The 21,003-nt window shown below is 63.3% G+C and carries 17 protein-coding genes and 1 riboswitch; of the genes, 12 read left to right on the top strand and 5 right to left on the bottom strand.

From position 1 onward, the window contains the following. The first annotated feature begins 45 nt into the window (after positions 1 to 45). Positions 46 to 1,335 carry an alpha/beta hydrolase gene (locus A0W34_RS15560; protein WP_042451019.1) on the top strand — a complete coding sequence of 430 codons (1,290 nt, stop codon included), beginning with the start codon at positions 46 to 48 and terminating at the stop codon, positions 1,333 to 1,335. On the opposite strand, the gene A0W34_RS15555 is transcribed toward A0W34_RS15560, so the two are convergent. Together A0W34_RS15555 and A0W34_RS15550 are read right to left on the bottom strand one after the other, a co-directional pair. Continuing rightward, complete coding sequence (locus A0W34_RS15555) at positions 1,297 to 3,564, bottom strand: DUF2254 family protein (RefSeq protein ID WP_081557909.1); 2,268 nt, start codon at positions 3,562 to 3,564, stop codon at positions 1,297 to 1,299. The two genes, A0W34_RS15560 and A0W34_RS15555, sit on opposite strands and share 39 nt — an antisense overlap. A gap of 4 nt (positions 3,565 to 3,568) precedes the next feature. Beyond that, positions 3,569 to 5,704: a bifunctional lysylphosphatidylglycerol flippase/synthetase MprF gene (locus A0W34_RS15550; RefSeq protein WP_081557908.1), complete on the bottom strand. Its 2,136-nt coding sequence runs from the start codon at positions 5,702 to 5,704 to the stop codon at positions 3,569 to 3,571. A gap of 139 nt (positions 5,705 to 5,843) precedes the next feature. Here A0W34_RS15550 and A0W34_RS15545 point away from each other — a divergent pair, with 139 nt between their 5' ends. The 11 genes from A0W34_RS15545 to gcvP all read left to right on the top strand — a co-directional run bounded on the left by A0W34_RS15545 (position 5,844) and on the right by gcvP (position 15,788). After that, positions 5,844 to 6,458 carry an NUDIX hydrolase gene (locus A0W34_RS15545; protein WP_003946186.1) on the top strand — a complete coding sequence of 205 codons (615 nt, stop codon included), beginning with the start codon at positions 5,844 to 5,846 and terminating at the stop codon, positions 6,456 to 6,458. Between the two features lie 109 nt (positions 6,459 to 6,567). Continuing rightward, complete coding sequence (locus A0W34_RS15540) at positions 6,568 to 7,167, top strand: CDP-alcohol phosphatidyltransferase family protein (RefSeq protein ID WP_030537518.1); 600 nt, start codon at positions 6,568 to 6,570, stop codon at positions 7,165 to 7,167. Beyond that, the gene (locus A0W34_RS15535; protein ID WP_003946177.1) at positions 7,164 to 8,030 is read left to right on the top strand and encodes a DUF881 domain-containing protein; all 867 of its coding nucleotides are present in this window, start codon (positions 7,164 to 7,166) and stop codon (positions 8,028 to 8,030) included. The genes A0W34_RS15540 and A0W34_RS15535 overlap by 4 nt, the downstream gene beginning before the upstream one ends. Positions 8,031 to 8,043: 13 nt before the next feature. Continuing rightward, positions 8,044 to 8,394 carry a small basic family protein gene (locus tag A0W34_RS15530; RefSeq protein WP_003946178.1) on the top strand — a complete coding sequence of 117 codons (351 nt, stop codon included), beginning with the start codon at positions 8,044 to 8,046 and terminating at the stop codon, positions 8,392 to 8,394. A 3-nt stretch (positions 8,395 to 8,397) separates the two neighbouring features. Beyond that, a complete protein-coding gene (locus tag A0W34_RS15525) occupies positions 8,398 to 9,180 on the top strand; it encodes a DUF881 domain-containing protein (RefSeq protein WP_007731994.1) in 783 nt (260 codons plus the stop codon). A 45-nt stretch (positions 9,181 to 9,225) separates the two neighbouring features. Continuing rightward, positions 9,226 to 9,630, top strand: coding sequence for a glycine cleavage system protein GcvH (gene gcvH / locus A0W34_RS15520; RefSeq protein ID WP_003946160.1), 405 nt, complete (start codon positions 9,226 to 9,228; stop codon positions 9,628 to 9,630). 211 nt (positions 9,631 to 9,841) lie between these two features. Further along, positions 9,842 to 10,336, top strand: coding sequence for a glycogen accumulation regulator GarA (gene garA, locus A0W34_RS15515; RefSeq protein ID WP_003946166.1), 495 nt, complete (start codon positions 9,842 to 9,844; stop codon positions 10,334 to 10,336). Beyond that, complete coding sequence (gene ftsR / locus A0W34_RS15510) at positions 10,336 to 11,073, top strand: transcriptional regulator FtsR (protein WP_003946161.1); 738 nt, start codon at positions 10,336 to 10,338, stop codon at positions 11,071 to 11,073. Before garA ends, ftsR begins: the two co-directional genes overlap by 1 nt. Before the next feature lie 93 nt (positions 11,074 to 11,166). Continuing rightward, positions 11,167 to 11,640 carry a bifunctional nuclease family protein gene (locus A0W34_RS15505; protein ID WP_003946194.1) on the top strand — a complete coding sequence of 158 codons (474 nt, stop codon included), beginning with the start codon at positions 11,167 to 11,169 and terminating at the stop codon, positions 11,638 to 11,640. Positions 11,641 to 11,972: 332 nt separating this feature from the next. After that, on the top strand, positions 11,973 to 12,527 hold the full coding sequence (locus tag A0W34_RS15500; RefSeq protein WP_021344354.1) for a MerR family transcriptional regulator: 555 nt from the start codon (positions 11,973 to 11,975) through the stop codon (positions 12,525 to 12,527). A gap of 220 nt (positions 12,528 to 12,747) precedes the next feature. Continuing rightward, positions 12,748 to 12,876, top strand: a riboswitch (glycine riboswitch). Positions 12,877 to 12,929: 53 nt separating this feature from the next. Next, positions 12,930 to 15,788 (top strand): aminomethyl-transferring glycine dehydrogenase, encoded by a 2,859-nt coding sequence (gcvP, locus tag A0W34_RS15495; RefSeq protein ID WP_081557907.1) that lies wholly within the window; start codon positions 12,930 to 12,932, stop codon positions 15,786 to 15,788. Positions 15,789 to 15,810: 22 nt separating this feature from the next. Here the strand turns inward: gcvP and A0W34_RS15490 are convergent, their stop codons facing one another. The 3 genes from A0W34_RS15490 to A0W34_RS15480 form a co-directional block, all read right to left on the bottom strand. Beyond that, entirely contained in the window at positions 15,811 to 16,959 is a 1,149-nt protein-coding gene (locus A0W34_RS15490) for a metallophosphoesterase (RefSeq protein WP_081557906.1), read from the bottom strand. Beyond that, positions 16,959 to 18,653: a VWA domain-containing protein gene (locus tag A0W34_RS15485; RefSeq protein WP_081557905.1), complete on the bottom strand. Its 1,695-nt coding sequence runs from the start codon at positions 18,651 to 18,653 to the stop codon at positions 16,959 to 16,961. Before A0W34_RS15485 ends, A0W34_RS15490 begins: the two co-directional genes overlap by 1 nt. Positions 18,654 to 18,812: 159 nt before the next feature. Next, complete coding sequence (locus tag A0W34_RS15480; RefSeq protein WP_081557904.1) at positions 18,813 to 20,996, bottom strand: malate synthase G; 2,184 nt, start codon at positions 20,994 to 20,996, stop codon at positions 18,813 to 18,815. Between the last annotated feature and the right edge of the window lie 7 nt (positions 20,997 to 21,003).

The following is a 21,003-nucleotide window of genomic DNA, read 5'->3' as shown; positions in this document are numbered from 1 at the left end:
CCTGTTCTTGGATATTGTCTAAACAGGGCTGCGACGGGAGACGACGTGCACACGATCACGGATCTGTCGCTGGTCACGGGCCCGGTTCCGCCCGTGGTGACGGTGCTCGGAATTCTGGCACTTCTGTGGCTGATCTTCTCGAGATCGAGGCGTCACGTCCTGATCTCGATTCCGGTCTGCATCGTCGCGGCAATCGCGATCACTCTCGTGCTGTACTGGCTGATCGAGAAGGTGTGGCACCCGTTCCCCGATCCGATTGCCCGTCCGGTCTACGTGTGGATCGGGTTGGGCATTCTCGGCGTGCTGCTGGGCGTTTCGCGGGTATTTGCGGCGACGCGGATCGACGGCCGCGTGCTCACCGTGGTCTCCGTGCTCCTGGTGGTCGTGTCGAGCGCGGCTCACGTGAATCTGCAGTTCCAGTCGTATCCGACGTTGGGAACAGCGCTGGGACTCTCGGACGCGGAGAAGGTTTCACTCGCAGACCTGGACGACGGCAAGGACGGCGCGGTACCGGTTTCGCAATGGAAGGCTCCCACGGACATGCCGTCGGCGGGCAAGGTCAGCACGGTCACGATTGCGGGGACGGTCTCCGGATTCAGCGCCCGCGACGCCGAGATCTACCTACCGCCCGCGTATTTCACCAACCCACGACCGGAGTTGCCCGTGTTGGTCCTGCTAGCCGGCCAACCAGGCGCGCCCGAGGACTGGCTACAGGGCGGACGTCTCGTCCAGACCATGGACACCTACGCCGCTGCGCATTCGGGCTTGGCTCCCGTTGTCGTCGTTGCTGACGGGACCGGGTCGGAACTGGCGAATCCGCTCTGCGTCGATTCCCAACTCGGGAACGTCGCGACGTACCTTTCGCGCGATGTTCCCGACTGGGTGCGCGGGAACCTCCAGGTGGATCCCGACCCGAGGAAGTGGGCGATCGGGGGACTTTCCTACGGCGGCACCTGCGCGTTCCAGATGGCGACGAACTTCCCCGCGGTCTATCCGACGTTCCTGGATCTGTCCGGTCAGATCGAACCCACACTCGGCGATCGCAAGCAGACGGTCGATGCAGCGTTCGGCGGCAATGAAGCCGCGTTCGTGGCAGTGAATCCGCAGGATCTGCTCCGGGAGAAGAAGTTCCCCGACAGCGCCGGGGTGTTCGTGGTCGGCAAACAGGACAACGACTACCGCCCAGGTCTTCAAACGCTCTACGAAGCCGCAAAAGCCGCAGGGATGGACGTCCAATACGCCGAGGTCGACGGAGGACACAGCTTCCAAGTGTGGTCGGCTGGATTGGCGAGTCAATTAGGTTGGCTGGGAACGCGACTCGGCCTGCCCGGATGAACGATCGTCCGGAAGTTCCGAAGACCCGATGATCAGCGGGTGAATTCTTCCGGTCGCCCCGGCTTCGGAGCCCAATCCCTGCGGATCCGCCACACTCGCGAGCCGAAGGTCGAGTGCGCCGGTCCATTCTCGGTTCAATTGCGCATCGAGTGCGTCGACGCGCTCGAGTAGCGGAGGGTGCTGGTCCGGCGGGCAGGCTTCGAGCAAGGTCGCGAATACCGCGCGTAGACGGCGCTGGACCTGCGCGGAATTGGTACTGAAGTGCCGGATCTCGTCGGTGGCGACGGACACGTAATCGGTCCAGGTGCGTTGCTGCCCTCGGATCAGCGTGAGATCCGAGGTTGATGTGTCGAATCGGACCCGCGGGGCGAGAAGTACCAGAAGATCTTCGATGTGGTCGAGAGCCTGGACGGCTCGGCCCGGGTCGTTGATGGCGGGTGACAGTGCCTTGAGCGCGATGTCCACGATCGACTGAAGCGCTGCACCGGGGCTGACGACCGGGCTGTGCGTGTCACCGAAGATCAAGCACGACATCAAGGTGTCCGGGCGTACCTTCAGCGAGGGTCCGCGTACCTCGAAGAGGGGCGCGTTCTGGGCGACGAACTCGCCGATGCTGGGGACGACTTCGACCGAGACGTCCCAGCGGCCGGCCAACCGCTGCAGTCGTGCGAGATCGATCGCCAGCAGAATCCGGCCGTCGGGTGAGAGGTGGCGCAGGCGAATCACCAGTGCGTCGGCGCTCTCGGAGTTCTCGGACTCGCGCGGTTGGGGTAGGGGGAGCGGCTGACTGGGTTTCGGTGCGCCAGAGGGCAGGTCCTCGTACAGCGGATAGGCACGAATCGTCGCGCTCCGGCCCTGGGCCGCTATCCAACGCAGCAACCGACTGGAATTGAGAATCGACCCGACCTTCGCCACCAACGCGATGAACAGGATCGCACTGGCCAATGCCAGAAGCAGTGCGATCGCCGTGGAGATGGTCGGTGAGGAATTCTCCGAATCGAGCGCCAGATCGAGCGCAATGATCAAGGAGAAGACGAACGTGGCCAGAAACATGCCGATCGACCACCGCATCACCCGCTGTTGCGCAAGCATCGGGACCACCCGCACCGAAATCTGCGATGCGCCGAACTGCATTGCGAGGGTGATGGCGGTGAACACCAGACCGGTGAGAGTGATCATCCCGCCGGCGATGACGCTGAGCAGCGTCGCGGTGGCCCCGGCGTCCACGCCCTCGGAAATGGTACCGACGTCGCCGTCGCTGACGAGATCTCCGTCGATCCCGACGAGGATGTTCGCGGTGACGACGGACAGGACGACGAGGATCACGGGGAGACGCCAGACGGGGACTGTTCGTAGTCGTCGGCGAGTTCGACGCCAGCGAATTCTGTCCGAGAGCCGCCGCGACAATCCGACCTTCGACGTGGGGGTTGTGGTGTCGACGACGGGGAGCGGTGGTGGGGGCGGGGGAGCGGAACCGAAACTTCCCGACACCGTTTCCTGCACGTAGATCTTCGCGTGGATCATCGGCTCGCGATAACGCTGTTCACGGGCCACTGCCCGGCTCATCTTCGCCGGCTTGTCGCGGTAACGCGAGCGCGCCCACGGCGCACCCGGGCGACTCAACCGAATTGCTCCGATCAACAGAAGTGGGGTGAAGAACAGCCCGATCAAGCCGGTCCAGAGTTTGCCCTTCATCAACGTGATCACGGCTAGTCCGAGTTGGATCACGATCGCGACGACAACGCCGATCAACGTCGCCAGGCTCCGGTCCTGCTCGTACGGGTCGAACTCTCCCGCGAACCCGATCGGGTGGACCCCGAGAAGGAAAAGGAACGAGATCGCGATGGCAACGAACACCGCGTCGATGGACGAGCGACCTTCCTCGGCCCAGTAGACATCGCGCAGATGCAACACGAGCGCGTACTCGTCGAGGACCAACGCGCTGCCGATACCGAACACCGACGCGAGAACACAATTGGCGATCGGGGTGTGATAGTCGGCCAGAGCGATGAAGGCGAAGCCGGACACGAGCATCATCATCAAACCGAAAACCATGTGGTGGATGTGCATTCCACCGGGCGTGACATTGCCTGGCCACCACGAGACCTCGGCCCGGATCATCCGGACGCTGAAGCGGATGAACAGGAACGTCAGGACAAAGGCGAGTAGGAGGAAGAACAGCGGGAGCCTGCCGGTGTCGACGACCGTGTGCTCGAACCAGGACCGCACGGCGTCAACTCTTGCTGGTGGCGAGCTTGATCAGCTGAGGAGCCGTTGCGTCGGGCAGGTAGGCACGCGTCAGTGCGATTCCGATCCGAGGCAGGTCGGCCTCGTCGCGGAAACACAGGAAAACGGGTTCGTACCTCGGCTTGAACTTCTTCTTGAACGCGTGAAGAGACCGGAAGCCGTAGAGCGGTTCCATCGCGGCTCCGAGCATGTCGAGCAGGCGGTCCATCGATGCGGCGTCGGCGCCGTCGTCGCTGCGTGCGAGCGGTGCTCCGGACAGTGAGACGAATTGGGCACCTTGTTCTTTGAACTCGAGGGCCGACGATGCGATGAGGAACTCGACCACCGGACGGAACCCGTCAGGACGTCGACGCATGACGTCGAGTGTCCAACCCTGAACCACGCCGCCTTCGCCGTACACCGGCAACCACGAGGTGACGCCGTGAATGCTTCCGGTCGGGTCGACGGCCAAGCCGACCCGGACGTCGCGGTCGAGCGCCTCCTCGACGCTTCCGAGGGTGAACCCCATCTCGGGTAGCCCCTTGTCGCCCACCCATTCCTCGGAGATGGCGCGCACCTGAGCCAATACGGAGAACGGCTCGTCGGCCAATGTTGTCATCCGGAAGGTGATGTCGTCCTTCTTGGCCTTGTTGAGCGCCGAGCGGATGTCCTGCCAGGATTTACCGGTGAACTGCAGTTCTGGTAGGTCGACGATCGTGTCTTCGGCGACCTGAACGGTGCGCCAGCCACGCCGGGCGGCGGCATCGGCTGTCTCCTTCCCCACGGAGAACAAGCAGGGAGTGAGGCCATTGGCTTCGGACATCGTCGTGAATTCGTCGACCGCTGCGGCAAGTCGGTCGGGGCTCGCTATCGGATCCGCCAGGACCACGACGACACCGACATGCCGTTGGAATGCAACGACGCTCTCACCCGACTCGCCGAAGTAGTAACTGTTGCCGTCCCACGTCGTCATCCACGACATGGTTCCGCCGCCGTGTCGTTTGAGCAGTTCCCGAGCGGCGGCGCGCGGATCGTTCCCGGACAACGGCCCGCCTCGAATCTTGCGCCGCATCGGTACGTGAAAAGCGTGGCGGCCCTTGATCAACAAGATGAGTTCGAGAAGCCAGAGCAGCGCGGTACCGACCGTGACGGCGCCGGCGCTCTCGTAGTCGAAGAAGATGACCGAGACGAGGACGAGGGCGGTGGCCAAAACCGTCAGTGAACCGAACACCACGGCAACCCACCAGGCCCAGCGGCGACCTCGTCGCAACTGGTCCGCGATCAGGGCAACGATGACCACGTCGATCAATGCCGTCCAGCCCGAACCGGTTTCGGCTTCCGTCGGCCCGAACGGTCCGCTTCCGGGGAACAGCCAGACGGCGATCTCGACCACGCCGATCAGGAGCAGGCCGATGAATCCGAGCAGGCGGATCTCGCGTCGCGTTCGGGGGATGAACCCGCGCTCTCCGTCGCCGAAGAACTTCTCGCCCACCGGCAGGAATATCGCGACCGCGATGAGGTGCTGCACGTCGGCGAGGCGGCCTTCGAAGAGGAACGCGATCGCAATGTACGCGCACAGAATGGCGCGCACTCGCATTCGCCAGGGCGAGCGGAGTGTTGCCGTGGTCGCGGCGAGAGCGGCGATGATTGCAGTGGTCACGCCGACGTCGCGGTGGGTGGCGAGGTTGCGAGCCCAATCCCAGTCGGTGTGGCTGCCCGCCCAGAGGAGGAGCGATGCACCGAGTTCGCCCGCCAACTGACCGCTGATCGTGACGATGGCCGCGTTCTTGGTTCCCAGGCGCCATTCGCACCAGCCGACCGCCAAGGCAAAAACGACGATGATCGAAACATACTGACCCGGCGTCAATCCGAAGAACCACCCCGTGACGAGAGTCCACCACTTGCCTTCCTGCAAGGCAGGAACTCCGTAGGCGATGTCGTCGAACCACGAGTAGGTACGGACGTGATTCCACAGGGCGCCGGTCGCGATCCCGACGACGGTGATGGTGAGCACGACGCTCGCGGTGAACGGCACACGCCGCAGGACGCTCAGCGTGTCGGAGGCGAAGCGGGAGGCCCGATTCGACGCGCCCGGCGCGCTCTGGTCGGTCTGCGGGGTGGGGGTCTGGGACTGCTCAGCCATCGAGGTTCTCTTCTCGCCATGCCGCACGGTGGATTCTGCCTGTTCAGCATGACAGGAATACAGACCGATAATCAGGCGAAGCGGCCAAAATGGACCAGACTGGCTGAGGGTCTCAGTCTCGTGGCGCTACTGTCGAGCCATGGTGAACGGAGATTTACTGAATCGGGACCACGTGGTCGCCTCACTTGCCGCTTTCGAACCTCGGTCGGTCGAATTGGACGGAAGGCGCTCGGCGTCGGTGGTCATCGTCGTCATGCGGACTGCGGACGGAACACCAGTGTTCCCGGTGACGAAGCGGCCGAGCAAGATGCGCGCCCACCCCGGTCAATTCGCGTTGCCGGGCGGAAGCGTCGACCCGGGCGAGTCGTCCGAACAGGCAGCGGTTCGGGAACTTTCCGAGGAGCTGGGTGTCGACGTTCCCGAGTCGAAGATCATCGGCCGGCTCGACGACTACGTCACTCGTTCGGGATTCGTGATCCGGCCGTTCGTCATGTGGTCGGGCGAGGACATCGGGGGACTGGTACCCAATCCCGACGAGGTGGCCCAGGTGTATGCCGTCACTTCGGAGGAGCTCGACGTGGACTCGCGCTTCGTCACCATCGAGGAGTCACCGAACCCGGTGATCCAATGGCCGTTCCGAACGAGCCTGATCCATGCGCCGACCGGAGCCGTCATCTATCAGTTCCGCGAAGTGCTGAACGGACGGCACACGCGCATCGACAAGCTCGAGCAGCCGGTGTTCGCCTGGAGATAGGGGCAGCTCGACACGCTCGGGACAGTTCAGGCTACGGCGCCTCGGCGAATAGTCCGTCGTGCTGTGGAAAGCTGGCCGCACGGCAATCGAACGACGCGAGGTGTGTGCAGTGAACTCTGGCGAACAAGAACCGATCCCCACGGATCGGATTCTCACTGTTCCCAACGTGCTCAGTATCGTGCGTCTACTCGCCCTTCCGCTGTTCGCCTACCTGCTGCTCGTCACGCACTCGGACGGCTGGGCATTGGCGCTGCTGATGCTCAGCGGGTTCACCGACTGGCTCGACGGCAAGCTGGCCAGAGTGCTCGGACAGACCTCGCGTCTGGGAGCGCTTCTCGACCCGTTGGTCGATCGTCTGTACGTCGTGACGACACTGGTCACCTTCGTCGCCCGCGATTTCATTCCCTGGTGGGTCGCAGCGATACTCATCGGCCGTGATCTTCTGCTTGCGTTGACGCTGCCGATCTACCGCAGGCGTGGCCTGCCACCGCCCGAGGTGGTTTATCTCGGCAAGGCTGCGACCTTCCTACTGATGTTCGCTCTGCCGTTGATTCTTGCCGGGCACGGAGACTGGGCCATCGGACCGTTCACCCATGCCTTCGGTTTCGCTTTCCTGATCTGGGGAACCGTCCTGTACGTGTGGACTGCCGCGATCTACGTGCTCAAGGCCGTTGACGTTGCGCGAACCCACGAGGTCGTGCCCCGATGAAGTCGACCGGGGAGGACGTCCGTCGTAACCCGGTACCGTCGCTGCTTCGGTCACTCATGACCGAACATCTCGACCCGGGCTACGAGGCAACTGCATTCGAACGCCAGCACGAGCACACCAAGAACAGATCCTCGAAGACGGGGCCGTGGCTGGCCCTCGGCGCACTGTTGATCGGGTTCATCGTCACGGTCTCGGCTGTTCAGGCGACGAAGCAGGTGACCGGCACCGAAGAGGTTCGAAGCGAGTTGGTGGCGAAGGTCCGTGATGCGGAGGATCGAATCGATTCGCTGGCCGCGTCCCGCGATTCACTCGGCGGAGCCGTCGACGCCGCGCGCGGCGTGGCGCTCGAAGGCGATGCACGCGGCAGCGCCGTCCTCGACCAACTGCGAGCGGTCGAATCCGGCGCAGGAGCCGAAGCTGTTCACGGGGAGGGACTGGTTGTGACGTTGACCGACCCGGCCGGACGCCCGAACCTCTCGGATGCGTCGCAACGGAGTGTCGGCGGTAAGACAGTTGTCCTCGATCGCGATCTGCAGACCGTCGTAAACGCCCTGTGGGCTGGGGGAGCGGAGGCGATCGCCGTCGGCGGCGTGCGAATCGGGCCGACGGTGACCATTCGTCAGGCGGGCGGCGCGATGCTCGTCGACAACCAACCTGTTTTCTCCCCGTACCTCGTCGAGGCGATCGGAGACACGCGAGCACTGCAGCGGAAATTCGTCGTCAGCGACGCCTACGTGAGAATGTCTAGCGTCTCGCAACTGTACGGAGTCGGTTTCGCGGTGGCCGAAGACGATTCGTTGACTCTGCCGCCTGCGGCGCCTCGCGCCGTCCGAGTGGCAACAGAACCAACAGAACCCAAGTGACAGAAGGAGTTCGATGAAGGCCGGTTCCGCCCTGTACGGACTCGCAGCACTGGTCGTCGGCATCGTCCTGGGCGTAGTTTTCAGCCCGCAGGTGCCCGACGTGATCCAGCCCTATCTTCCGATCGCTGTCGTTGCGGCGCTCGACGCCGTCTTCGGTGGACTACGCGCGTATCTGGACGAAATCTTCGACGCGAAGGTGTTCGTGGTTTCCTTCGTCTTCAACGTGCTCGTCGCGTCGTTGATCGTCTGGCTCGGTGATCAGTTGGGTGTCGGTACTCAACTCTCGACGGCGATCGTCGTCGTGTTGGGTATCCGGATCTTCGGCAACGCAGCGGCATTGCGACGCCGACTGTTCGGAGCGTGAGTCATGGCGGAACATTCCACGACCGAACCGGAAGAAGAACCTCCCGTCACCACTGCGGGTGAAGGTCGTCACGAGTTGCGTTCACCGTCCAAACACCGCACCAACGTCGTCTTCGCAATCCTCGCTGCTGTGCTGTTGGGCGTGCTCGGCGTTGCGATTGCCACACAGGTACGCAGCACAGTGGCCGGAGATTCACTCGACGCCGCGCGCCCTGCCGACCTCCTGGTGGTTCTCGACAATTTGAATCGGCGCGAAGCCGCGCTGAGGCAGGAAGTCGCGAATCTTCAGGAATCGCTTGCCACTTTGGAAGCCGGTGGCAACACGGGAGCAGCGCTGGACGAGGCGCGGGCGCGGCTGACCTCACTCTCCATTCAAGTGGGGACCGCTCCGGCCACTGGACCGGGTGTGACGATGACCCTGACAGATCCGGCGGGCGGCGTCGGATCGGAAGTGATTCTCGATCTCATCCAGGAACTGCGTGCTGCCGGTGCCGAAGCCATCTCGATCGCAGGTGCGAACGGCGAACCCATTCGTATCGGCGTGAACTCGTGGGTGAGTGGGCGTGGCGGCGAGATCGAATTGGATGGAACCCGGATCGAGCAGCCGTACACTGTGACCGCGATCGGAGATCCGCCGACATTGGCGGCAGCGTTGAACATTCCCGGAGGCGTCTTCGACAATGTCGCACGCAATGGCGGAACGTCGTCCGTCGAGCAATCGCAGCAGGTCACGATCTCCGTCTTGCGACAATTGAATCCGCGCCAATACGCTCAACCCGGAAATTGATCTTTTTGCGTCCGACTTTCGGACGGCCTGTGAAAGGAAGCCACTGTGAGTGAGCTCGATACACCTACCGATCTGCGCTACACCGCGGAGCACGAGTGGGTGAAGCGAACCGGCCCGACCTCAGTTCGAGTCGGTATCACCGACTTTGCTCAGTCGCAGCTCGGTGACGTCGTGTTCGTCCAGCTTCCCGCTGTCGACGAAGACGTGACCGCCGGTGAATCGCTCGGTGAGGTCGAGTCGACCAAGAGCGTCTCCGACATCTTTGCTCCGTTCACTGCGAAAGTTCTTGCAGCGAACGGTGAATTGGACGGACAGCCCGACCTCGTCAACACCGACCCGTACGACACGGGTTGGTTGGTCGAACTCGAGGTTGCCGACGAGGCCACACTCGACGCCGCACTCGCGGCAACTCTGGACGCGGAGGCATACAAGGGACTCACGTCCGAGTAGAAAACCTGCGCGTGGACCGGCCAACTCGTGTTGTGTCGCGGCCTGTCTCGCTGCACACGGCGGTCTGCGCAGGGTACGGTCGTTAGGTACGCATGTGCCGAGTCGGGGCGCAGGGCCGTATCGAACGTGACTGTGAAAGATGCTCGTGAAGAAAGTGCACTGCGTAGTCCAGTGATTCATGATCTGGATGATTGACCCAGGAGGAGAAACAGTGAGCGAGAACGGTAACGACGCGGGCTATGGGGAGTCGCCGGCGGAGACCACTTCGGTTTTCCGCGCGGACTTCCTCAATGAGCTCGACAACACCTCCTCTGCAGCACCGGCCGCCGAGCAGCCGGTTTCGGGTGTGGAAGGCCTTCCCGCCGGAGCCGCACTTCTGGTGGTCAAGCGGGGACCGAATGCAGGATCCCGCTTCTTGCTCGATCAGCCGACGACGTCGGCAGGTCGGCACCCGGACAGCGACATCTTCCTGGACGACGTGACCGTCAGCCGTCGTCACGCCGAGTTCCGTCAGGAAGATGCAGATTTCCACGTCGTCGACGTCGGAAGCCTCAACGGCACCTACGTCAACCGTGAGCCTGTCGATTCGGCAGTTCTCGCGAATGGTGACGAGGTTCAGATCGGCAAGTTCCGTCTGGTGTTCCTCACCGGCCCTCGTGCCGGCGGTTCGCAGGTCGGCGAGTCGTCAGCAGGTGCGGGTAGCTAATGACGGCAGTGCGGCAGCAGAGCCAGCCCGGAATGTCGATTGGTTCCGTGCTGGATCGGTTGCGTCCAGATTTTCCCGACGTGACGATTTCGAAGATCCGTTTCCTCGAGTCCGAGGGCTTGATCAGCCCGCAACGGACACCGTCGGGATACCGCAGATTCTCTGTCGAGGACTGCGAGCGTCTTCGCTTCGTGCTGACCGCTCAACGCGATCAGTACCTGCCGCTCAAAGTGATCAAAGAACAACTCGAAGCGATCGACAGTGGCGCAGCGACGGTGAGTGCAGAAGTTCCTGCGCCTCGTCGTGCTCGCGTCCTGTCGATCGCTACGGGCGATGTCTCACCCGAGGCGTTCCGGGTCGATCGCGAAGTTCGAGTCGGTCGTCAGGATCTTCTCGCGCGCGCTGACATCGACGATCGGTTTCTGACCGATCTGATCCGCACCGGTTTGGTCGTTCCCGGCGCGGCGGGCTTCTTCGACGAGGATGCCGTGACGTTGGCGCGCACCGCTAAGGCGATGTCCGAGTACGGCTTGGAGGTTCGCCATCTGCGCGCGTTCAAGTTGGCTGCTGATCGCGAAGCGGGACTGGTGACTCAGATCGCCGGACCGGTTGCCAAGGGTCGTGACGCCGGAGCACGTGATCGTGCCGAGGAAATGGTGCGGGAGCTGGCAGCTCTGTCACTGACTTTGCACACGTGTCTGGTCAAATCGGCAGTTCGGGGAAGTCTCGATCGCTGAGTTCCTCGATCAGCGGGGCACACTCGAATAGAATTTCAGTACGACCGCATCGGAGTCGGTCGGCTGGATCACGTCAGGTTGGAGGCAAGCTCGATGGGCGAAATGCGTGTGATCGGAGTTCGTGTCGAGCAGCCTCAGAATCAGCCGGTCCTGTTGCTGCGAGAGTCCGACGGCGATCGGTACCTGCCGATCTGGATCGGGCAAACCGAAGCTACCGCGATTGTTCTCGAACAACAGGGAGTCGAGCCGGCGCGGCCGCTGACTCACGACCTGATCAAGATCTTGATCGAATCTTTCGGTCGGAGCCTCAAGGAAGTTCGGATCGTGGACCTGCAAGAGGGCACTTTCTACGCGGATCTCGTCTTCGACGAGCAGACCACTGTCTCGGCACGTCCGTCGGACTCGATTGCATTGGCCCTGCGCATCGGCGTTCCGATCTTCGCGTCGGAGGCTGTTCTCGCCGAGGCCGGTCTGGTCATTCCCGACGAGCGCGAAGACGAGGTCGAGAAGTTCAAGGAATTCCTCGACACCATCTCGCCGGACGATTTCAAAGCCACTGATGGTTAGCCTGAATTGACTGGTTGCGGACTTTAGTCTTCAACTCTCAAGTAGAGGTTGAGTCTCGGTCGGCGTGTTGCGTTGACCATGCACCCTCCTGGACTTACCGTTGCGTGCGGTGGAGATCTTCTCGCCTTGTCGATCGAGGCGTACTCTGGGTAAGTCCACTCATGGAATTACCTGCCTTGGATTCACATCTGAAAGTTCGGTCGGCACGGGATTCTCGTGACTGCTGATAGCACAGGTTGGTTACATGATGGCGAAGCGAGAGGGAGACGGCAGTGGAAGAACAGTCGAATGAGCGCGGGACGGGCATAGCCGGTAGTGCCGCGACTGCAGAAATGTCTTCCGAAGAGCTGCAGCCGGGCTTGTTCCCGGACGATTCCATCCCCGACGACCTCGTCGGATATCGAGTACCCAGTGCGTGCCAGATCGCCGGGATCACGTACCGCCAACTCGACTACTGGGCACGGACGTCGTTGGTTGTTCCGTCGATCCGTGGCGCTGCCGGATCCGGAAGCCAACGTCTGTACTCCTTCAAGGACATTCTCGTTCTGAAGATCGTGAAGCGTCTGCTCGATACCGGCATCTCACTGCAGAACATCCGCGTTGCCGTCGATCACCTCCGTAAGCGTGGCGTCCGCGATCTTGCCAACATCACTCTGTTCTCCGACGGCACCACCGTGTACGAATGCACGTCCCCCGAAGAGGTCGTCGACCTCCTCCAGGGTGGGCAGGGCGTATTCGGCATCGCAGTCAGTGGCGCGATGCGTGAACTCACCGGAACGATCGCCGACTTCCCCGCCGAACGGGCCGACGGCGGCGAAAGTGATCCCAACCCGGAAGACGAGTTGGCTTCGCGACGCAAGAATCGCGCCAGCCGCAAAACCGGATAACGTACGTCACATCTCTTTGGAGGATGCCACGGTGCAGGTCGGCGTTTCGGTCAACTAGACTGGGCCTGCGTCGCCGGCGTACGGGAGAGCCTCGGATACCGATTCACCGAACTTGTCTTTGTTTCAGTCTTTGTCTCAAAGGTCAGTCGTGAGCGGGATCAGGGCGCCGAAGGAGCAATACCTCCCCGTCAATCTCTCAGGCACCAAGGACCGTACGGGCTCCGACGCCTCTGGAAAGCGGTGGGACAACCCACCCGCCGACGGGGAAAGGCTGTGGCTTCCGCCTTCGGCGGATCACTACCGAATCTCTCAGGCGCTCGGGAATCGAGCATGCGACAGAGGGGGAGGAACACACCGCAGTTCGGTGTGTGTCCTGATCCTCCGATCTGTCTGGGAGTTGTCGTGATCGACGCTGCAAGCCGTATATTTGCCGACCGCCATGTCGGTCCGAACGCCGCGGAACTCGCGCGCATCCTCGAACTCGTCGGGGTCGATTCACTCGACGAACTGGCAACCAAGGCCGTTCCCTCCGTCATCCTCGACGCTGCCCCGAACGGCATCGCTGCCGGACTCGACGCTCTGCCGCTTCCGGTCGGAGAGCACGAGGCACTTGCCGAACTGACTGCACTCGCAGCCCAGAACACCGTCGCGACGTCGATGATCGGCCTCGGCTACTTCGACACGTTGACGCCGCCGGTGTTGTTGCGCAACATCATCGAGAACCCGGCCTGGTACACCGCGTACACCCCGTATCAGCCGGAGATCAGCCAGGGCCGTCTCGAAGCCCTCCTCAACTTCCAGACCATGGTCGCCGATCTCTCCGGCATGGAACTGGCAAACTCGTCGATGCTCGACGAGGCCACCGCCGCTGCCGAAGCCATGACGCTCCTGCGCCGCGCGAACCGCAGCAAGTCCCCACGATTTGTCGTCGACGCCGATCTCTACCCGCAGACCCTCGCCGTCATCGAGACTCGCGCCGAGCCGCTCGGCATCGAGATCGTCTCTGCGGACCTCACCGCTGGTCTTCCGGAAGGTGACTTCTTCGGCGTCATCGCCCAGATCCCAGGTGCCTCGGGACGAGTCGTCGATTACACCTCGATCATCGCGGAAGCTCACGAGCGCGGCGCACTGGTTGCCGTCGGCGCAGACCTCCTCGCGATGACGCTCATCACCTCACCCGGTGAGCTCGGCGCGGATGCGTGCTTCGGAACCACCCAGCGTTTCGGTGTTCCCATGGGATACGGCGGACCGCACGCCGGTTACCTGGCCGTGCACTCCAAGCATGCGCGTCAGCTGCCCGGCCGCTTGGTCGGCGTCTCCATCGACGCCGACGGAGACAAGGCGTACCGCCTGGCGCTGCAGACACGTGAGCAGCACATTCGCCGCGAGAAGGCGACGTCCAACATCTGTACCGCTCAGGTGCTCCTCGCCATCCTCGCTGCGATGTACGCGAGCTACCACGGCGCCGAGGGACTCAAGGCGATTGCGTTGCGCGTCGCTGCCCGCGCACACGCGTTGGCAAACGGCCTGCGCGAAGGCGGCGTGACCGTAGTCCACGATTCGTTCTTCGACACCGTGCTCGCTCAGGTTCCGGGCAAGGCGGCCGACATCGTCGCTGCGGCCAAGGAATCCGGGATCAACCTGCGTCTGGTCGACGCCGATCATGTCGGTATCTCCTGCGACGAGGCCACGACCGCCGACCACGTCCTTGCCGTGCTCGACGCGTTCGGGATCGAGGATGCTGTTGTCGCCATCGAAGCCGAGGGCAATTCGGTTCCGGCTGCTCAGGAGCGCACCTCCGACTACCTGCAGCACGAAGCCTTCACCCGTTACCGTACGGAAACGGCAATGCTTCGCTACCTGCGCGCGCTGTCCGACAAGGACATCGCCCTCGATCGCAGCATGATCCCGCTGGGTTCGTGCACCATGAAGCTCAATGCGACCGCCGAGATGGAATCCATCACCTGGCCCGCGTTCAACGCGATCCATCCGTTCGCGCCGACATCGGATGCGCCCGGTCTGCTGAAGATCATCAAGGATCTCGAAGACTGGCTGGTCGCGGTCACCGGCTACGACAACGTCAGCCTGCAACCCAACGCCGGCAGCCAGGGGGAATACGCGGGCCTGCTCGCGATCCGCAACTACCACCTCAGCCGGGGCGACGACCACCGCGACACCTGCCTCATTCCGTCGAGTGCTCACGGCACCAACGCGGCTTCTGCCGTCATGGCCGGGATGCGCGTCGAGGTTGTCGCCTGCCGTCCCAACGGTGACGTCGACGTCGACGATCTGCGCGCGAAGATCGCCGATCACGCCGAGCGTCTCGCCGCGATCATGATCACCTACCCTTCAACACACGGTGTCTACGAGCACGAGATCTCCGACATCTGCGCAGCGGTACACGACGCCGGTGGCCAGGTGTACGTCGACGGCGCCAACCTCAATGCGCTTGTCGGCCTTGCCCGTCCGGGCCGATTCGGCGGCGACGTCAGCCACCTGAATCTGCACAAGACCTTCTGCATCCCGCACGGCGGCGGCGGACCTGGCGTCGGCCCGATCGGTGTGCGCTCACACTTGACGCCGTTTTTGCCCGGACACCCGATGGCCCCCGAACTCGGTGGTAGAGGAACGATCTCGGCGGCGCCGTACGGCAGTGCGTCCATTCTGCCCATCACCTGGACCTACATCCGGATGATGGGTGCTGCGGGCCTGCGCCGCGCCAGCCTGACCGCCATCGCGTCGGCCAACTACATCGCGCGTCGACTCGACGAGTACTTCCCGGTTCTCTACACCGGCGAGAACGGCATGGTCGCGCACGAGTGCATCCTCGACCTCCGTGGGTTGACCAAGGACACCGGCGTCACCGTCGACGACGTGGCAAAGCGTCTGGCCGACTACGGTTTCCATGCTCCGACCATGAGCTTCCCCGTGGTCGGCACACTGATGGTCGAGCCCACCGAGAGCGAGAACCTCGAAGAGATCGACGAGTTCTGCGAGGCGATGATCGCCATTCGCGGCGAAATCGATCGCGTCGGAGCGGGCGAGTGGACGGTCGAGGACAACCCGCTACGCGGTGCTCCCCACACTGCCGGAAGCATTGCAGCGCAGTGGGATCACCCGTACTCGCGTGAGATCGCCGTCTTCCCGCGTGGCAAGGCCCGCCCGAAGGTGTGGCCGTCCGTGCGTCGTATCGACGGTGCACATGGCGACCGCAACCTGGTCTGCTCCTGCCCGCCGATCGAAGCGTTCGCAGGCAACTAAGGCGTGTGCCCGCCGGAGATCATCACCTCTCGTGTACGAGTTCGAGAACAGTGATCTCCGGCGGGGCGCCGACGCGTACCGGCGGACCCCAAGCCCCGGCGCCACGCGTCGTGTACAGCACTGTGTTTCCGACCCTGTCCAAGCCTTGCACCGAAGGCTGCTGCAGCGGAACGAGATACCGCAGCGGCCACATCTGACCGCCGTGAGTGTGCCCGGACAGTTGCAGATCGATACCCATCTCGGATGCCTCGATCGCTTGACGCGGTTCGTGCGCGAGAAGCAAGGCGAAAGTATTCGGATCGCGACCTGCGAGCGCGGCAGTCAGGTTCGGCTCGTACGGGGCCGGCGACGTGTAGTCGTGGATGCCCACGATGTCGATGGTATCGCCGCCATGCTGGATCGAGGTGCGGCTGTTGCGAAGTGTGGTGATCCCCAATGTCTCCCACACGTCGAGCCATTTGCCGCCGTCGTCGGCGTAGAACTCGTGGTTTCCGCTGACTCCGAAGATTCCGTCGGGCGCCCGAAGATCGGCGAGCGGAGCAAGATCGGGAGCAACTTTCGCGACGGTTCCGTCCACGAGGTCGCCGCCGACCGCGATCAGATCGACATTCTGCGAGTTCACGATATCGACCACCTTGCGGGTGAAGTCGACCCCGCGGGCCGGTCCCACGTGCAGGTCGGTGATCAAGGCGATCCGGTATCCGTTGAAGCCCTCAGGTAGGCGAGCGAGCGGCACGCGGACGCGGGAAATCTTGGGGCCCGACGCCTCGTAGACGCCGTAGCCGGCGGTGCCGATCGCCGCGAGAGTGACTGCTGCCGTAGCCAACTGCAACGTACGACGCTTGGCTGGGTCGACTTCGGTCGTGGTATCCGTGTGGCGTGCACGTAGTCGACCGATCCCGGCGAACAGGCCGATCACGAGCAGTCCGGGAATCAGATACAGCCACGAAGCCAGCCAGACCCATCCGACAAATCCGATCGGTCGCGCCCACGATGTCGGAAAGACTTCGCCGCTGCCGACCCCGATGAGCGTCGAGACCGCCAAGACGACAAGCGCAGTGTCGGCGAGACGAGCCCATCGCCTCGGGATGCCGGTGGCGCGAACGAGTCGGCGATGCAGGAACCAGGTCAGAAGGGCGAGAAGGACTGCAAGAACCGCGACGCGCCCCATCAGGACAGCATCTTGGTCACTGCGGCCGCGAGAGCGGGGTCGGACGTCGAATCGACCCGAACCAATGTTCCGCCCGTCCGATCCGAGACGTCTTGGAGTGTGGAGACGTCGTCGCCCGCACCGACGACGATCACGTCGACCTGTACCGGACGCGACGGATTGCCCGCAGCGGCGATCGCGCTGAGCAGTTCGGCTCGCGTCGTGGTGGATTCGTCAGGCGTACTCGAGGTGATCAGCAGCACCGAGTTGACTCGCCCCGCGTCGAAACCGTCCACGGCGGCTTTGTAGGAGCTGGCAAGCGCCGGGTATTTGGAGGTCTTTCCGCCGGCCCGAAGCCCGTTGAGGAAATCGGTGATCGTGGCACGCCGATTCGGCTCGGACAGTGAACCGCCCGGAACCAGGATGCGCTCGGACGGTTTTCCGTCGGTGCCCGTGCTGAACTCGCGAAGGCCGATGTCCGAAGCGTCAGGGCTGCGACCCAATTGGGTATTCACCGCCGAGGCAACGTTCGCCAAGCGGGTAGTGCCACCGTCGTCGGTACCCATCGACGCCGACGTGTCCATCAGGATGGTGGCACTACGCGGCGAGACCGGGTTGGCGACTATGTCACCGAGCGCCGCGGCGGTCTCCGCCGAAGCCGGTTTCAACGTGGACGAGATCTTGGCCGGGGACACCGCCCCGAGATCGGGAAGGTCTTGGCCCTCGACCCGGAAACCGGCGCCGACGAACAACTGTGACTGATTCGGCTCACGCATGAAATCGGCAAACTGTGCCGCTGCGCGCGACGCGGTTTCGTCGATCCCGCTGCCCGAGACGATGACCGCCGGATAGTCCGCGACTGGCGTTGCGCCGGCGGGGGAGTACGTCGTCATCGCCGCGTTCGCGCTCTGCGCTATCGACTGTTCCGTGGCCGGAACGGCTTTCACCGAATCCGGTGTTCCGGCGCTCAGTGCTCCGAGGGCTTCGGCGGTGGACGAGGGGGGAGTCGGCAAGGATTGGAACTGCAACGCCCGTGCACTGAGCGCAGCGTTGACCTGAGCGGACTTCGCCTGATCCGTCGTGACCGGACCGGCACCCGCATCGGCGACGTCGGCAGCGATCGCCTGTGCAGCCATCGAGGTTTCGGTACTTCCGACCGGCAGGGCGACCGTCAGATCGGAAGGCAAAGACTTCCAACTCGATGCTGCGCCGGCCAATGCTGCCGCGGTCTCGGGACCGGCTGCCAGAACGATCGGGGAACTCGAGAGCGAGCGAGGATCACCGTTGATCACGGCCTTGCCCGACAGTGGCGCGAGTTCGAACGAACTCGTCGGGATCCACAGGGAGGGACGCGGTCCCAATGCTGCGTCGTCCCAGGGGGCCGCCGGACCGGCTTCGAGTGCCGTCGAGACCGACGCGGACGGCGCACCGTGCACCACGACGGCGATGCAGTGATCACGCACCACCGGCGAGGTCTGGGTGTACCGCTTCGCCAGTTCCTCGACCTGTGGGGCTATGGACGGATCCGCGGTGACGTCGAGTGTCTTGTTGCCCTCGACGCACGTACCGGCTGCCTGCTGTCCCTGATCGTCGATCCGGTTGCTGAGGGCCTTCCATCCGAAGAAGCCTGCCACGATCAAGACGATCAGCACGACGACGAGAATCGGCCCCTTACTGATACCTCTGGCGCCTGACCCGCCGCGATGTTCGCCCACGTACCTTGCCCTACCTTGGTCACTCGAAGAATGTCTGTTGAACGGACTGTGTCCTCGGCCAGTCTAGTGACGAATCTTCGGGGCCTACGCGAACAGCCTCGACACCGGGAGCGGTGCCGAGGCTGTTCGGGTTCAGCTTCGAGTTCGAAGAAGGTGAAATCAGGCGTTGGCAGCCTTGTACTCGCGGCGGCGGCGATGCAGGATCGGCTCCGTGTATCCGCTGGGCTGCTTCGCGCCTTCGAGGATGAGTTCCTTGGCAGCCTGGAACGCGATGTTGGAATCGAAATCAGGTGCCATGTTGCGGTACTCGGCGTCGCCCTCGTTCTGACGGTCGACAACCGGGGCCATGCGCTCGAGTGCACTGACAACGTCGCTCTCGCTGACGATGCCGTGACGCAGCCAGTTGGCGAGCAGCTGGCTCGAGATGCGCAGGGTGGCGCGGTCCTCCATGAGCGCGACATCGTGGATGTCGGGAACCTTGGAGCAGCCGACACCCGCGTCGATCCAACGGACCACGTAGCCGAGGATGGACTGGCAGTTGTTGTCGAGCTCTTCCTTCTTCTCCGCGTCCGTCCAGTCGGTGCTGGGAGCGAGCGGGATGGTCAGGATGTCGTCGACGCTCGCGCGAGGCTTGCCCTTCAGGCTGTCCTGAACTGCGAATACGTCGACGCGGTGGTAGTGCGTCGCGTGCAGCGTTGCGCCGGTCGGCGAAGGTACCCATGCAGTGTTGGCGCCGGCCTTGGGGTGACCGATCTTCTGCTCGAGCATGTCTGCCATCAACTCGGTCATGGCCCACATGCCCTTGCCGATCTGGGCCTTGCCCTGCAGACCGCAGGCCAGACCGGTGTCGACGTTCCAGTCCTCGTAGGCGCCGATCCACTTCTGCTTCTTCATCTCGGCCTTGCGCACCATCGCGCCGGCTTCCATGGAGGTGTGGATCTCGTCGCCGGTGCGGTCGAGGAAGCCGGTGTTGATGAACACCACGCGGTCGACGGCTTCCTTGATGCAGGCGGCGAGGTTGACCGTCGTACGACGCTCCTCGTCCATGATGCCGACCTTGAGCGTGTTCTCCGGAAGCCCGAGGACCTGCTCGACACGGCCGAACAGTTCGGTGGTGAAGGCAACTTCCTCGGGACCGTGCTGCTTGGGCTTGACGATGTAGATCGAGCCGGTGCGGCTGTTGTCGAGCGGTCCGTTGGCGTCACTGATCGAGAGGCCGTGCACTGCACAGGCACTGGTGATCAAGGCGTCGAGGATGCCCTCGGGGACCTCGTTGCCGTCGGCGTCGAGGATCGCGGGGTTGGTCATGAGGTGACCGACGTTGCGGACGAACAGGAGCGAACGACCGTGCAGGCTGAGTTCGCTGCCGTCGACTGCGGTGTACTTACGGTCGCCGTTGAGCGTGCGGGTGAAGGACTTGGCGCCCTTCTTGATCTCCTCGGACAGGTCACCGCGGTTGAGACCCAACCAGTTTCGGTAGCCGACAACCTTGTCGTCGGCGTCGACAGCGGCGACCGAGTCCTCGAAGTCCATGATCGTGGTGACGGCGGATTCGAGAACGACGTCCTTGACGCCGGCGGCGTCGGTGCTGCCGATCGGGGACGAGGCGTCGATCTGGATCTCGGCGTGCAATCCGTTGTTGAGCAGCAGGATGCTCGTCGGTGCGTCCTTCTCGCCGAGGTAGCCGACGAACTTCTCCGGCTGGGCGAGCGTGGTGACAGTACCGTCTGCCAACGTGATCTTCAGTTCACTGCCGTCGACAACGTACTTGGTTGAATCTGCATGCGATCCCGACGCGAGAGGTGCTGCCGCATCGAGGAATTCACGCGCCCAGGCGATGACTTTGTCGCCGCGGACCTTGTTGTAGCCGGAACCCTTCTCGGCGCCGTTCTCCTCGGAGATGGCGTTGGTGCCGTACAGCGCGTCGTACAACGAACCCCAGCGGGCGTTGGACGCGTTGAGTGCGAAGCGCGCGTTGAGGATCGGCACGACCAACTGCGGGCCGGCCGTCGAGGTGATCTCGGTGTCGACGTTCGCGGTGGTGACCGAGAATTCGGCAGGCGTCGGCAGGAGGTAGCCGATTTCCTGCAGGAACGCCTTGTATGCAGCGGCGCCGATGGGAGCGCCGGCGTGATCGCGATGCCACTGATCGATCTGAGCCTGCAGATCGTCACGCTTGGCAAGCAAGTCGCGGTTCTTCGGTGCGAGCTCGGTGATGACCTTGTCGGCGCCGGCCCAGAACGTTTCGGCGTCTACACCGGTGCCGGGAAGAGCCTCCTCGACCACGAAGTCGTAGAGAACCTTGGCAACCTGAAGACTGCCGACCTGAACGCGCTCAGTCATGAATAGC

It is taken from the genome of Rhodococcus sp. BH4 (assembly GCF_002079265.1).
Classification (GTDB): Bacteria; Actinomycetota; Actinomycetes; order Mycobacteriales; family Mycobacteriaceae; genus Rhodococcus_F; species Rhodococcus_F qingshengii.
Note: the sequence above shows the minus strand (reverse complement) of the source record. Positions and strands in the feature narration are given on the sequence as shown.